This window comes from Pseudomaricurvus sp. ABR4_320 (assembly GCF_056159445.1).
On sequence record NZ_JBSWVF010000008.1, the window covers coordinates 92,531 to 107,400 of the forward strand.

The window sequence follows — 14,870 nt, forward strand, 5'->3', positions numbered from 1 at the left end:
GTTGTGAGTGAGTTGATAGCTAGCAGTGATACATGCGCGATTCTCGGTACGGGAGTTACCGGGCAATCGGTTGCGCGCTATCTGCAGCGCCAAAAGCGCCCTTTTATATGGCTGGACACTCGAGATCAGCCTCCGGCATTGGAATTGATTTCAAAAGAATTTCCCGAGGTCGTTTTACAGTGCGGAGAGCTCGATGCAGAGCTGTTGTCCAGCCTGACAGAAATCATCGTGAGCCCCGGGCTGTCATTGCAAGTACCGGCTTTGATGGCTGCCAAGCAAGCGGGTGTGTCGATTGTTGGTGATATAGAACTTTTCGTTCGTGCTGCTAAGGCACCCATCGTTGCGATCACGGGATCCAATGCGAAAAGCACCGTGACGACCTTGGTCGGAGAGATGATCAATACTGCCGGGAAGAAGGCACTGGTCGGTGGAAATATTGGCTTGGCGGCGTTGGATCTTTTGTCTCAGCCCGAGCCGGATTTTTATGTGCTGGAATTGTCCAGTTTTCAGCTAGAAACGATTTCCCGCATTAATGCTTATGTTGCCTGTGTACTGAACATCAGTGAAGACCACATGGACAGGTATGCGTCTCTTGCAGATTATCATCGGGTTAAGCAGCGCATTTATTTAGGGGCAAAGCATTTCGTTTTTAACCGAGACGATCCGTTGACCGCGCCGCCGTTGGCAACGAGTGCAAGCTTTTCGAACTTTGGGGATGGGCGTCCAGATCGTCGAGGGTTCGGCGTGATCGACGTTGACGGGTGTGAACATCTTGCTCATGAGTTCAAGGCCTTAATGCCTGTGGCAGATCTGGCAATGTCAGGGCGACACAATATTTCCAACAGCTTGGCAGCATTGGCCATAGGTGAGGCGATAGGCCTGCCCATGGACGCCATGCTCGAAACATTGCGGACTTTTCACGGGCTTCGCCATCGCTGCGAAACGGTACTTGAGTGGCAAGGCGTTACCTACATCAATGATTCCAAGGGGACGAATGTCGGAGCAACTTTAGCGGCATTAAAAGGGGTTTCTCGAGGCGATAGCAGCATTGTGCTGATCGCTGGCGGTGTTGGAAAGGGTGCAGATTTTTCCCCCTTGCTGGACGCGGCTGATTCGCTGAAGGGCGTGGTGACGATTGGTGCCGATGGTGAACGTATCGCAGACGTATTTTCTGATCGTGTGACGTCGATCGCTGCGACCTCAATGCAGGATGCTGTCTCTAAGGCATCATCCATGGCCGAGGAGGGCGACCTGGTATTGTTATCGCCCGCCTGCGCCAGTTTCGATATGTTCTCAGGGTTTGAGCATCGTGGAGAAGTCTTCTGTCACGCCGTTAATGAGGTTGCGAAATGAAGCAGCTTTCTTTGATGAGGCAGGCTGGAGAGTCGTTTCAAACCTACAGCAATGGTTTGCATTGGCCGATTTTGTTACTGACCCTGGCGTTAATGTCCGTTGGTCTGGTAATGGTGAGCTCCGCTTCCATTTCCCACGCCGATTTAAATTTGCATGACCCTTGGTTTTACACCAAGCGCTATGCGGCGTTTGGCATTATTGGATTGCTGGCAGGCATTTGTGTGTTTCTGGTTCCTGTCAGTTTCTGGGAGCGCAGTGGTGGGCTCATGCTGGTTCTCGCGATCGTTATGCTGGTTGTTGTTCTGTTACCGATGGTTGGTAAGCGGGTCAATGGCAGCCAACGCTGGATTGCTTTGGGACCCATTGCAATCCAGACGTCTGAAATGGCCAAGTTTTGTTTGATTATTTTTTACGGCAGTTTTCTTGCTCGCCATGGACATACACTTCTTGAGCACTGGGCGGCTATTTTTAAACCGTTGGTAATCCTTGGGATTGCCACATTGCTTTTATTGTTAGAGCCAGATTTTGGTGCGTCGGTCGTGCTCATTGGCACAGTGATGGCGATGCTCTTTTTGGCTGGAGTAAAAGTTTGGCAGTTTTTGCTGTTGATTGGCATGGCCTTAGGGAGCTTATTCCTACTGGCTACCCAGACACCGTATCGACTGCAGCGGTTGATTACCTTTCGAGATCCGTGGGCGGACCAGTTTGATACCGGTTATCAATTGACTCAGTCCCTGATCGCGTTTGGCCGCGGAGAGTGGTTGGGGTTGGGGTTGGGTAACAGCGTTCAAAAGCAATTTTATCTTCCTGAAGCACATACGGATTTTATCTTTGCGATTATTGCAGAAGAGCTTGGGTTGGTTGGCGTGATTCTGATACTGGCACTGTTTGTTGCCTTGGTCGTTATGTTGCTTTTGGTCGCGCGTCGAGCGCTTAAATCCGATATGCGATTCAGTTGCTATGCGATTTTTGGTGTGGCCGTAATGTTTGCCGGGCAAGCCTTTATCAATGTCGGAGTTGCTTCAGGTTTGCTGCCCACAAAAGGGCTCACTATGCCTTTTATCAGTTATGGTGGGAGCAGCTTGTTGGCGTCGTCCACGTTAATTGCGTTGGTGTTGCGTTGCGATTGGGAGCTGCATCAGACTGAGCGAGACACGGCCAAGCGGCAAGCGCGAGCACAATCAATCCGCGAGGGTTTGAAGCGAAAAGCGGCGGAGGCTACAGCATGAGCAAGCCGACGATGCGAATCGCGATTATGGCCGGTGGAACCGGGGGGCATGTTTTTCCCGCCTTAGCGGTTGCGAAAAAATTGCAGGAGCGTGGCGCTGTCGTTGAATGGCTGGGTACGGCTCGGGGAATTGAATACGAATTGGTGCCTAAAGCCGATATTCCTCTGCATTTGTTAACGATAGAAGGTGTTCGTGGAAAGGGGCTATTCAGTTTACTGAAAGCACCATTTTTACTGACTAAAGCTGTGCTTCAAGCAAGACACTTTTTGAAAGCCATGCAGGCAGATTTGGTGTTGGGTTTTGGTGGTTTTGCCTCAGGGCCGGGAGGCGTTGCTGCCTGGACGTTGGGAAAGCCCGTTGTCATCCACGAGCAAAATGCCATTGCCGGGACGACGAATAAGTTGCTGTCGAAATTTGCGAGCAAAATACTAACCGCGTTTCCCGATAGTTTGCCGAGATCCGTACATGTTGGTAATCCCGTCCGCGATGAGATTGCTTCGGTTTCGCCAATTTCAATCGATGCGACTCGCCCCTTACATGTATTGGTTTTGGGCGGCAGTTTAGGGGCGCAGGCGCTAAACGAGTTGGTTCCGCAGGCTATTGCTCAATTGCCGAAAGAAAAGCGGCCAATTGTGCAACATCAAACCGGTAAAAAACATCTGGAGGCAACGGTTCAGCATTACCAAGACGCGGGTGTCGAGGCTGAGGTTCTGTCATTTATTGACGATATGGCTGCAGCGTATGAATGGGCTGATTTAGTTATTTGTCGCTCTGGTGCGCTGACAGTAAGTGAATTGGCATTGGCCGGGCGAGGCGCACTGCTTGTGCCGTTTCCTTTTGCAATCGATGATCATCAGACTCGTAATGCAGAGTGGCTAGAGAAAAGCGGAGCGGCGGTTATACGTCAGCAAAAAAACCTGGATCCGCAGGCAATCGCAGAATTTTTAAGCGCGTGGATATCGGATTCTGAAGCGTTAAAACAGATGGGGAAGGCCGCCAGGCAGCTGGCGAAGCCCCAGGCAGCACAAGACGTTGCGGAACTTTGTGAACAAATGGTGTCCGGATAGGCATCGGTAATAGACATGGTTAGAAATTTTAACGAAATCCCTGAAATGCGCCGGATTCGGCGAATTCACTTTATCGGCATCGGTGGTGCTGGTATGAGTGGAATTGCTGAAGTCCTGCACAATCAGGGATATGACATTAGCGGCTCGGATATGCGTGAAACCCGAGTGACGCAACGCTTACAGGATAAGGGCATGACGGTATTTTTCGGTCACGACTCTGCTCACGTCCAAGGCGTCGATGTTGTGGTGAATTCCACAGCTGTTGATGCGACGAATCCTGAATTGATTGGCGCTCGTGAGCAGCGCATTCCGATTGTTCGTCGTGCAGAAATGCTGGCTGAGTTGATGCGCTATCGACACGGGATTGCCGTTGCGGGAACCCATGGAAAAACCACGACCACCAGTTTGATTGCTTCAGTTCTGGCAGAGGGTGGATGTGACCCTACATTTGTTATCGGTGGACTGTTAAACAGCGCGGGTGCAAACGCACAGTTGGGCGCAAGTCGTTATTTGGTGGCAGAGGCCGATGAAAGTGACGCTTCATTTTTGCATCTTCAACCGATGCTCTCGGTCGTTACCAACATTGATGCCGATCACATGGATACCTACGACGGTGATTTTGGCAATGTTAAAAAGACCTACGTAGATTTTCTTCACAATTTGCCATTTTACGGGCTGGCGGTTGTCTGTGGCGACGATCCCGTCGTTGAAGAAATTATACCGGCGATTGCGCGACCGGTTCTTACTTACGGTTTCGGCGATCAAAATGATTTTCGTGCGAAAAATATCGTTCAGGAAGGGCTGTCAACCCGATTTACCGCTCTGCGCCCGGACGATCTACCGGATTTGGATATAACCCTGAACTTACCGGGTGATCACAACGTTTTAAATGCGTTGGCTGCGGTTGCCGTAGCAACGGATGAAGGTATAGAGGATGAAGCCATTATTAATGGCTTAAAGAAATTTCAAGGTGTCGGGCGTCGTTTTGAAATTTACGGCGACTTTCCTGTCGGTAGCGGTGAGGCCATGTTGGTGGACGACTATGGTCATCACCCGCGTGAAGTTGCAGCCACCATCGCCGCGATTCGTGCTGGATGGCCAGAGCGTCGTTTATTAATGGTGTATCAACCTCATCGTTATACGCGAACGCGAGATTTGTATGAAGATTTCGTCGAAGTGTTGTCTCAGGTAGACAGTCTTGTGCTTCTTGAGGTTTACAGTGCTGGCGAAACGCCAATCACGGGAGCGGATAGTCGCCACCTGTGTCGAAGTTTGCGAGTTCGAGGGCAGGTCGATCCAATTTTTGTTGAAGGTGTTGATGGTGTTCCGGAAATTATCGCCGATGTTGTACAGCCGGGAGACATTGTTTTAACCCAAGGCGCGGGAAATATTGGCCAACTCGCCAGTGAACTGGCTAAACGCGGCCTCCAATAACTGCTTTTTTTAGGATGAAAGAGCACAAATGATGAAAAGCGACCATACTTTAGGTATGAAACACACGCCAGAAGATTACGGCAGGGTGCTGGTGCTTTACGGTGGCTTATCTGCCGAGAGAGAAGTGTCGCTTAAAAGCGGAAAGGCAGTATTCGACGCGTTGGTAGCTAGTGGAATAGATGCTCGCCTGATTGATGTTGGTGAACAAGTTATTGAATGCCTTCAGCAGGAGGCTGGCGATCGCGTTTTTATCGCACTGCATGGCTCAGGTGGTGAAGATGGACGTATACAGGCGCTATTAGAATTTTTTGGACTTCCCTATACCGGAAGTGGTGTACAAGGTTCTGCGATTGCAATGGACAAATTGAAGAGCAAGCAAATATTCATGTCCTCGGGGATCCCGACACCACCGTGGTCTTTGCTGGCTGAATCGACTTTGTCTCTGGTCGTTGACGAGTTGGGCGCTGACCTCATGGTTAAACCAGCTCATGAAGGATCGAGCATTGGCATGACGCCAGTGTCCGATCTGGATGAATTGAAGCGAGCTTACGAGCAGGCCTCGCGCTATGACCACAGTGTGCTGGCAGAAAAAATGATTCGAGGGGCTGAATATACCGTCGGCATTCTTGATGGAGTGGCGCTACCTGCCATTAAGCTGGAAACGGAACATCGGTTTTACGATTACGACGCCAAATACATTGCTGACGATACCCGCTATATCTGCCCGTGTGGACTGAGCGAAGAAAAAGAGCAGGAATTAAAGGCATTGGCAGAAGCTGCCTTCACGGCGCTTGGATGTCAGGGCTGGGGGCGTGCAGACGTGATGGCTGACGCAGATGGCAATTTTTATGTGTTGGAAATAAATACGGTTCCGGGCATGACTGATCACAGCCTGGTGCCTATGGCCGCCAAACACCAGGGTATGTCTTTTGAGCAGCTGGTCGTGGCAATTTTGGATCAAACGATGGAGCCGGAGCATGGCCGCGCGTAAGTCCGCGTCTGGCGCAAGTCGCCGTAGCCAGCAAGAGCAGCAACCACAGAGATTTGCTGCTGCGGGTCGGTATGCGCGCAGAGTGTTGATGATCTGTGGTTGGACGCTTGCCCTGACGGGAGGTGGTTATCTGGCTGTAGAAAAAGCCGAACAGGTTCTACAGACGCCCGTGCAGAAAGTCAGCGTGAAAGGTGAATTTCGTCATGTCGCTCGGGAGAGCGTGGCCGAGCGGGTTTATGCGGGAATGAACGACAGTTTTTTTCGGCAGGATTTAGAAGAAATTAGAGAATCCCTGGAAGAATTGCCTTGGATTGACACTGCGCAAATCGTACGTCGCTGGCCGTACCGGCTGGAGATCTCGATTGTAGAGCATCGTCCGATTGCTCGCTGGGGTGATCATGACGCGTTGAATCAGCGCGGAGAGGTTATTCAGTTTGCAGACAAAGATTCGGCGGCTGCCGAGCTAGATGGGCTGCCGGTGTTGGTTGCTGAAGACGGTATGGAAGAAGAAATTATGTCCAAATACCGGGACATCTCAGCGCGACTAAAACCGGAGCAGTTGACTGTTAAGCGTCTCGCTTGTGATGCGACGCGTAACTGGACAGTAACCCTTGATAACGATGTTGAGTTGGTATTGGGACGCGAAGAAACCGACGCCAGATTGGATCGGTTTCTCGCGGTATATGAGGCTGAATTAAACGTACGCTGGCTTGATCTTAGCCGAGTCGATTTGCGGTATTTCAACGGAATTGCCGTGCAGTGGCGTGACGATGTCAACGTCCTTGCACAACAACCTGGCGGTGCCAGATAACCAGTCTGCGACGTTTAGATAAACGCAGGCGGTAGGTGAATTGAGAGAATATTGGGGAAACTGAATGGCCCAACACACTGACAACCGAATGATCGTCGGCCTGGATATTGGCACCTCTAAGGTTGTCGCTATCGTCGGCGAGCTGGTTGATGACGGACACATCGAAGTAATCGGGATAGGCACGCATCGCTCTTCCGGATTAAAAAAAGGGGTCGTCGTCAATATCGAGTCTACGGTTCAATCCATACAGCGTGCTGTCGAAGAGGCAGAGCTGATGGCTGGCTGCCAGATTCATTCAGTGTACGCTGGAATTGCCGGCAGCCACATACGTAGTCTGAATTCCCACGGCATCGTGGCGATAAAAGACCGGGAGGTGTTTCCTCAAGATCTGGATCGGGTTATTGACGCTGCGCAGGCAGTGGCGATTCCCGCCGATCAGAAAATTCTGCATATTTTGCCACAGGAATATTTGATTGATGATCAAGAGGGTGTGCGCGAACCTTTAGGAATGTCGGGTGTGCGTCTGGAGGCAAAAGTCCACCTTGTCACTTGTGCCGTAAACGCGGCGCAGAATATTGAAAAATGTATTCGCCGTTGCGGATTAGACGTCGAAGACATCATTCTTGAGCAGCTGGCATCGAGTCACGCGGTGCTAACAGACGACGAAAAAGAACTTGGCGTCTGTATGGTTGATATTGGCGGTGGCACAACCGATATTGCGATCTATACTGCAGGATCTATTCGGCATACCGGAGTGATTCCGATCGCAGGCGATCAGGTGACAAACGACATTGCAATGGCGTTGAGAACGCCAACGCCACATGCTGAAGAAATAAAAATTAAATACGCCTGTGCACTGGCGAAGCTGACCAGTCCGGAGGAAACCATCAAAGTGCCCAGTGTCGGCGAGCGCAATCCACGGGATTTGTCGCGACAGGCATTGGCAGAAGTGGTTGAGCCTCGGTACGAAGAATTGTTCACGTTGATACAAGCGGAATTGCGTCGCAGTGGATTCGAAGATTTGCTGCCTGCCGGAATTGTATTGACTGGTGGCACATCGAAAATGGAAGGTGTGGTGGAATTGGCAGAGGAAATTTTCCACATGCCGGTACGACTGGGAACACCGCAAAACATCAGCGGCTTAAAAGATATTGTTTCCAACCCAATTTATTCAACCGGTGTCGGTTTGCTGCACTATGCCAAGCAGCAGCAACAGGATGGACGCCGGCCTTTGAGCAATCCTCGACAGATAAATAATGGTTGGTGGGGAAAGGTCAGAGAATGGTTTCAGGGAAGCTTCTGATCCAGAGCCATGTCTGGGTAGCAGGAGTTACATTAGGAATTTTGGTAAGCACAACGGCAAAGCAAAAGCGAGGGGAAAACTATGTTTGAGTTGGTGGATAACGTACCACAAAACGCCATTATCAAAGTCGTCGGCATTGGCGGTGGTGGTGGCAATGCAGTAAAACACATGATTGCCAATCACGTGGACGGTGTTGAATTTGTTTGCGCCAATACCGATGCACAGGCGCTAAAAGACATCGATACTCGTACCGTTCTGCAATTGGGAACGGGTATTACGAAAGGTTTGGGAGCAGGTGCCAATCCGGAAATTGGTCGCCAGGCGGCACAAGAAGATCGCGATCGTATTGCCGAAGTGATCAGCGGTGCTGACATGGTATTCATTACTGCAGGCATGGGAGGAGGCACCGGAACCGGTGGCGCACCGGTCGTTGCAGAAGTTGCCAAAGAGCTCGGCATTCTCACGGTTGCTGTCGTGACCAAGCCTTTTCCTTTTGAAGGTAAAAAGCGTATGACCGTGGCGCAGCAAGGTATTCGTGAGCTGCAAGAGCATGTGGATTCGCTGATTATCATCCCGAATGAAAAGCTGTTGGCTGTACTGGGTAAAACCACCAGCCTGTTGAACGCTTTCAAGGCAGCAAACGACGTATTGTTGGGTGCTGTTCAAGGTATCGCCGATTTGATTATCCGTCCGGGAATGATCAACGTCGACTTTGCTGACGTTCGCACGGTGATGTCTGAAATGGGTATGGCGATGATGGGTACGGGCTGTGCCAAAGGCGAAAACCGCGCTCGTGAAGCGGCGGAAGCAGCGATTCGAAGTCCTCTTCTTGAAGATATCGATCTGCAAGGCGCGCGTGGCATTCTCGTCAACATTACAGCGGGACTAGATATGTCATTGGGCGAGTTCTCTGAGGTGGGCGATACCGTCGAAGAATTTGCTTCTGCGGATGCTACGGTCGTTGTTGGTACCGTTATTGACCCAGATATGACCGACGAATTGCGGGTAACCGTTGTTGCGACCGGTTTGGGCGCTGCTGTGGAAGAGACAGAAACTTCTGCCTCTAAAGCCGTTATGGATGCCACTCGTCGCACCACCGGACAGGTTGACTATGCGGCGTTTGATCGTCCAACCGTAATGCGCAACCAGCCAATGGTAAATACCACATCATCAGCATTGAAACGTCCGACGGAAGATAAAGACATGGAATACCTGGATATTCCGGCGTTCTTGCGCAGACAAGCTGACTGATTTCGGTCGCTTGTTGTAAAGACGCGCCAGAACACTCTTCTCGCTTGTGCCTGTTGTCGTGAGGGTTCTGGTTTGCGTCTTTAGCAGGTGCTATTGACGACTGTTTTTTAGGTGTCTGCATTCAGTTGATAAACGGCTAGGCAGTGTAATGCCGTTGGCCTATGCGGTTTAGCAAAATAACGTGCATTCAACTGAAAAACTTGTGCCTAACGTTCGCAATCTTCGTAAAAATACGAGGTTTTGCGTCAATATTCCTTTGCGCTATAAATGCGTATAGTAAGCTGCGCGCTCAAAAAAAGTGGTTGCAGTGGGCGAATCTTGCTAAAATTCCGCGTTTTCCCGCACTCAAATTTGAAAAGGTGATTTTGGCCTCGTGATCAGACAACGTACCCTTAAGAACACTATCCGCGCAACAGGGGTAGGTTTGCACACGGGGGAAAAGATCTACCTCACTCTACTTCCAGCTCCTGCCGATACCGGCATCATATTCCGCCGCGTCGATTTAGATCCTGTCGTTGAAATCAAAGCTCATGCAGAAAATGTCGGGGATACAACTCTTTCGACCACGTTGGTTAAAGACGGTGTGCGGGTTTCTACTGTAGAGCATTTGTTGTCCGCTATGGCGGGCATGGGTATCGATAACGCAATAGTTGAAGTCAGCGCTGCCGAAGTACCAATTATGGATGGGTCCGCGGGGCCTTTTGTTTTCCTGATTCAGTCTGCTGGCATTCAAGAGCAGCAAGCGGTCAAGAAATTTATCCGTATTAAACGCCCAATACACGTCAGCGAGGGGGATAAGACCGCGAGCTTCTTACCCTTTAATGGTTTTAAAGTATCTTTCTCCATTGATTTTGACCATCCGGTATTTCGCGGTAAAAAACTGTCTGCATCGGTCGACTTTTCGAGTACGTCATTTGTAAAGGAAGTCAGTCGTGCGCGTACTTTTGGGTTTATGCACGAAATCGAGTATTTGCGCTCAAAAGGTTTGGCTAAGGGTGGCAGTGTTGATAACGCCATCGTGGTTGATGAATATCGTATTCTCAATGAAGACGGCTTGCGTTACGAAGATGAATTTGTAAAGCATAAGATACTTGACGCTATTGGTGATTTGTATCTTTTAGGTAACAGTTTGATTGGTGAATTTAAGGCGCATAAATCTGGGCATGGGCTCAATAACAAATCTCTGCGCCAACTCATAGCTGACAAGGATGCCTGGGAGTTTGTGACATTCGAAGACGACAAGTCTGCTCCAATATCCTACATAAAACCTGTGCTCGCAGTTTCGTGACTTTGTTCACGATGGCTGTGTAGAGGTTTCCACGGCATAGGTAACTCACCTCGAATCTTTTGGGGGTTCTCTCCCCGCTGTGCCATAGTTTGACTATCAGAGCCGTCAACACGAATGGATGGCGGAAATATTCCGTCGGCGTGTTGTCTGGCATATCGCCACACAATGCGCCAAAATGTCGGATTGTGACAGAGTCACTGGAATCACAACGAAACGGGCCACCGATGAAATTCATAATTGTCAGGGAGAAAACCGGTCAGACGCGCACGCTGTCGCTGTCCAGCCGTACTTTGTGCCTGGCGGTGGTCCTCTCGCTCTCTGCCGTCGCTGGTGTGGGTGTCTGGAAACCGGAAGTTTTTAAGCAAGATCGCAGTGATGATCTCCTCTCTGAGGACCTTGCTCGTGCCTGGGCCGAACGCGTTGATGAGCAACGGCAAGAGTTGCAATCCGTAAAACAGAGAGCCGAAGAGCAAGTGGATGCTTTGGCGCTCAGGACGGCGGCGCTGCAAGCGCGTCTTACCCGTCTTGATGCTCTGGGTGAGCGGCTCACGACTATGGCTAAGCTGGATGAGGGCGAATTCGATTTCAGTGAGGCCCCAGCATTGGGTGGGCCAGAGTCCAGCTTGCCTGGCGAAATGGTTGCTGGTCCGGATTTTCTTCAGGTGATTGATCAGTTGGCTGAGCAGGTTGCAGATCGCGAAACTCAGCTCGATGCGCTGGAAGCACTGTTGGCCAAGCGAAAGATCCAGGATGAGTTGTTTGTTGCCGGTCGACCAATCAAAAAAGGCTGGATGTCATCTCGGTTTGGACGCAGAACAGATCCATTCAACGGCAATATCGCTTGGCATAACGGGGTCGATTTTGCCGGCAAAATGGGGTCCGATATCGTTGCGGTAGCGTCTGGCGTCGTGACCTGGTCTGGCAAGCGCAGTGGTTATGGCCAAATGGTTGAGGTCAACCATGGCCAGGGTTTCAGTACCCGTTATGCACACAATTCAAAAAATCTGGTCGCTGTTGGTGATGTCATCAAAAAAGGGCAGGTTATCGCCTTAATGGGTTCCAGTGGTCGTTCTACGGGACCACATGTTCATTTTGAGGTCTATAAGCACGGCCGGGCTGTTGATCCATCCACCTATATTCATCGCGCCAGTCGCTGACGCTGCGACATCCTCCCTATTGCGGTAAACTTTGCCGTCTTTTATTGTCAAGCGCCAGTTCATGACTTGAAATGATCTGGATTGGCACCATTTAACTTGCTTCGATTCGCTCCTTTCGGTTTACTTGTGCCCCCTAACGTTGGTCTTCATAACCGTTCTCAGAGCAGATAACACAGCCCCAGTCGGAATTTTTCATGTTAGCAAGAGTGGCTAGGTCCATATTCGGGTCCAAAAACGATCGAGAAATTAAACGTCTGCGCAAACTTGTGCAGAAAATCAATCAGTTAGAAGCAGATCTTGAAAAACTGACTGAGGATGAACTGAAAGATAAGTCTGCCCAGCTTCGTGAGCGGGTTGCTGGGGGTGAGTCTCTCGACAAAATACTGCCAGAAGCATTCGCAACCGCCCGCGAGGCCAGTCGGCGCGCGCTGGGAATGCGGCATTTTGATGTGCAGCTGATCGGAGGCATGGTGCTTCACGAAGGGCGCATCGCGGAGATGCGTACGGGTGAAGGTAAGACATTGATGTCGACCTTGGCTGCCTACTTAAATGCACTGTCTGGCAAGGGCGTGCACGTGGTGACGGTGAACGATTACCTGGCTCGTCGTGACGCCGAGTGGATGCGTCCGCTGTACGAAGCGCTCGGAATGACCGTGGGCGTTATCCATGCACAACAGGATCCTCGGCAGAAATACGAGGCCTATCGGGCGGACATTACCTACGGCACCAACAACGAATTTGGCTTTGATTATTTGCGTGACAACATGGCGTTGCGCAAAGAAGATAAGATGCAGCGCCCCCTAAATTATGCCGTAGTGGACGAAGTCGACTCCATTTTAATCGATGAGGCACGTACACCCCTGATTATTTCCGGTGCAGCGGAAGACAGTTCACGTCTGTATATGCAGATGAATCTGCTGATTCCCGGGCTCAAACGTCAGGATCCTCCTCCAGAAGGTTACGTTAAAGGTCGCGACCCAGAGCCAGATATTGAGCCTGGTGATTATGTGGTCGACGAAAAGACCCGCTCCGTTGAGCTGACAGAGCAGGGCCATCAGAAGGTCGAAGGCCTTTTGATCAGCAATGGGCTTTTGCCTGAAAACGACAGCCTGTATTCCGCAATGAATCTCGGGCTCTTGCACCACGTTCATTCGGCGTTAAAAGCACACACCTTATTTAACCGCGATGTCGATTACATCGTGCAGAACAATCAAGTTGTTTTAATTGATGAGCACACGGGGCGCACCATGGCGGGCCGGCGGTTGTCGGAAGGTCTGCACCAAGCGCTCGAAGCAAAAGAAGGCGTAACGATTCAGAAAGAGAGTCAGACGCTTGCCTCGACCACCTTTCAAAATTATTTCAGACTCTTCCCCAAGCTCGCGGGTATGACCGGTACTGCCGATACTGAAGCCTTCGAATTCCGTCAGATTTATGGGTTGGATGTGGTCGTCATTCCGACGAATAAGGCCATCGCACGTAAAGATCTCAATGATCTTATCTACCTTTCGAAAGAAGAAAAGTTTGAAGCCATCGTCGAGGTTGTAAAAGAGCTGCAAGAGAAGCAAGCGCCTGTTTTAGTGGGTACGGCGTCCATTGAGTCTTCGGAAGAGATGTCTCGCCGTTTACAGAAAGGCGGGATTCGTCACCAGGTTCTCAACGCTAAATATCACGAGAAAGAAGCTCAAATCATTGCCGAGGCGGGGCGACCCGGTGCGGTCACTATCGCCACCAACATGGCTGGTCGAGGTACGGATATTGTTCTCGGCGGAAATTTCGAGGCCGAACTCGCAGAGCTGGACAATCCGTCTGAAGCGCAGGTTGCCGCCGCGCGGGAAGAGTGGCAGCAGCGCCATGATCGGGTGATTGAGCTGGGTGGTTTACATATCATTGGTACAGAGCGCCACGAGTCGCGTCGTATTGACAACCAGCTGCGTGGCCGTGCCGGTCGTCAGGGGGATCCGGGGATGTCTCGCTTCTACCTGTCGATGGAAGACAATCTGATGCGCATCTTTGCGTCTGATCGTATTCGGGGCTTTATGCAGGCTCTGGGTATGGAGAAAGGCGAAGCGATTGAGCATCGCATGGTTACCAATGCCATTGAAAAAGCGCAGCGCAAAGTCGAAGGGCGCAACTTTGATATTCGTAAACAGTTGCTGGAATACGATGACGTTGCTAACGATCAGCGTCAGGTGGTGTATCAGCAACGCAACGAATTGCTGGAAACCGCCGATATTGGTGAAACGATTACCGCCATTCGCAAAGATGTCATCACCGAAACCGTATCCGGTTTTATTCCGCCTCAGTCGCTGGAAGAGCAATGGGATGTTCCCGGTTTGGAGCAGCATCTCGAGCATGAGATGGGGCTTTCTTTGCCAATTGGCCAGTGGTTGCAAGACGACAAAAAGCTCAGCGAAGCAGGCGTCCAGGACAAAGTACAAGCTGCAGCCCAGCAGGCCTATGACGACAAGTGCGAGCGCTTCGGCCCGGTTATGCGAGAAGTTGAACGTCAGGTTATGCTGAACGTTTTGGATACTCTCTGGAAAGAGCATCTGGCCAATATGGATCACTTGCGCCAAGGTATCGGCTTACGCGCCTTCGCTCAGAAAAATCCGAAGCAGGAATACAAGCGTGAGTCCTTTTCTTTGTTCCAGCAAATGCTGGATAACCTGAAAACCGAAGTCATCCACATGTTGGCGCGCGTTGAGCCGGTTAGCGAGGAAGACATGCGGGCGATGGAAGAGCGCCGTATTCGCGAGCAGGAAATGCGCCAGCTGCAGCTGCAGCATGAAGAAGCCAATGCGCTGGAAGAAGAAAGTGACGAAGAGCCAACTCCCGAAGCGGCTAAACCTTTTGTTCGTGAAGGCACAAAGGTTGGGCGCAACGATCCTTGCCCCTGTGGTTCTGGCAAAAAATTCAAGCAGTGCCACGGTCGACTGAGCTAACACCAAAACTAGGGCTGGTGATTGCGCCAGCCGCGTCGAAAAAC

The 14,870-nt window shown here is 50.9% G+C and carries 11 protein-coding genes; all 11 read left to right on the top strand.

Going from position 1 to position 14,870, the window contains the following annotated elements; genetic code table 11:
• Positions 1-3 precede the first annotated feature (3 nt).
• The 11 genes from murD to secA all read left to right on the top strand — a co-directional run bounded on the left by murD (position 4) and on the right by secA (position 14,826).
• A complete protein-coding gene (gene murD / locus ACXAFR_RS16735) occupies positions 4-1,353 on the top strand; it encodes a UDP-N-acetylmuramoyl-L-alanine--D-glutamate ligase (RefSeq protein ID WP_475178846.1) in 1,350 nt (449 codons plus the stop codon).
• On the top strand, positions 1,350-2,582 hold the full coding sequence (gene ftsW / locus ACXAFR_RS16740; protein WP_475178847.1) for a putative lipid II flippase FtsW: 1,233 nt from the start codon (positions 1,350-1,352) through the stop codon (positions 2,580-2,582). Before murD ends, ftsW begins: the two co-directional genes overlap by 4 nt.
• A complete protein-coding gene (gene murG, locus ACXAFR_RS16745; protein WP_475178848.1) occupies positions 2,579-3,649 on the top strand; it encodes an undecaprenyldiphospho-muramoylpentapeptide beta-N-acetylglucosaminyltransferase in 1,071 nt (356 codons plus the stop codon). Before ftsW ends, murG begins: the two co-directional genes overlap by 4 nt.
• Before the next feature lie 15 nt (positions 3,650-3,664).
• The gene (gene murC, locus ACXAFR_RS16750) at positions 3,665-5,083 is read left to right on the top strand and encodes a UDP-N-acetylmuramate--L-alanine ligase (protein ID WP_475178850.1); all 1,419 of its coding nucleotides are present in this window, start codon (positions 3,665-3,667) and stop codon (positions 5,081-5,083) included.
• Positions 5,084-5,114: 31 nt separating this feature from the next.
• Positions 5,115-6,074, top strand: coding sequence for a D-alanine--D-alanine ligase (locus ACXAFR_RS16755; protein WP_475179046.1), 960 nt, complete (start codon positions 5,115-5,117; stop codon positions 6,072-6,074).
• Entirely contained in the window at positions 6,061-6,885 is an 825-nt protein-coding gene (locus ACXAFR_RS16760) for a cell division protein FtsQ/DivIB (protein WP_475178852.1), read from the top strand. The genes ACXAFR_RS16755 and ACXAFR_RS16760 overlap by 14 nt, the downstream gene beginning before the upstream one ends.
• A gap of 64 nt (positions 6,886-6,949) precedes the next feature.
• Positions 6,950-8,188 carry a cell division protein FtsA gene (gene ftsA / locus ACXAFR_RS16765; RefSeq protein ID WP_475178853.1) on the top strand — a complete coding sequence of 413 codons (1,239 nt, stop codon included), beginning with the start codon at positions 6,950-6,952 and terminating at the stop codon, positions 8,186-8,188.
• Between the two features lie 81 nt (positions 8,189-8,269).
• Positions 8,270-9,439: a cell division protein FtsZ gene (ftsZ, locus tag ACXAFR_RS16770; protein ID WP_475178854.1), complete on the top strand. Its 1,170-nt coding sequence runs from the start codon at positions 8,270-8,272 to the stop codon at positions 9,437-9,439.
• A gap of 373 nt (positions 9,440-9,812) precedes the next feature.
• On the top strand, positions 9,813-10,727 hold the full coding sequence (gene lpxC, locus ACXAFR_RS16775; RefSeq protein WP_475178855.1) for a UDP-3-O-acyl-N-acetylglucosamine deacetylase: 915 nt from the start codon (positions 9,813-9,815) through the stop codon (positions 10,725-10,727).
• Positions 10,728-10,951: 224 nt separating this feature from the next.
• The gene (locus ACXAFR_RS16780; protein ID WP_475178857.1) at positions 10,952-11,884 is read left to right on the top strand and encodes a peptidoglycan DD-metalloendopeptidase family protein; all 933 of its coding nucleotides are present in this window, start codon (positions 10,952-10,954) and stop codon (positions 11,882-11,884) included.
• Positions 11,885-12,078: 194 nt separating this feature from the next.
• On the top strand, positions 12,079-14,826 hold the full coding sequence (gene secA / locus ACXAFR_RS16785) for a preprotein translocase subunit SecA (protein ID WP_475178858.1): 2,748 nt from the start codon (positions 12,079-12,081) through the stop codon (positions 14,824-14,826).
• Positions 14,827-14,870: the final 44 nt, after the last annotated feature.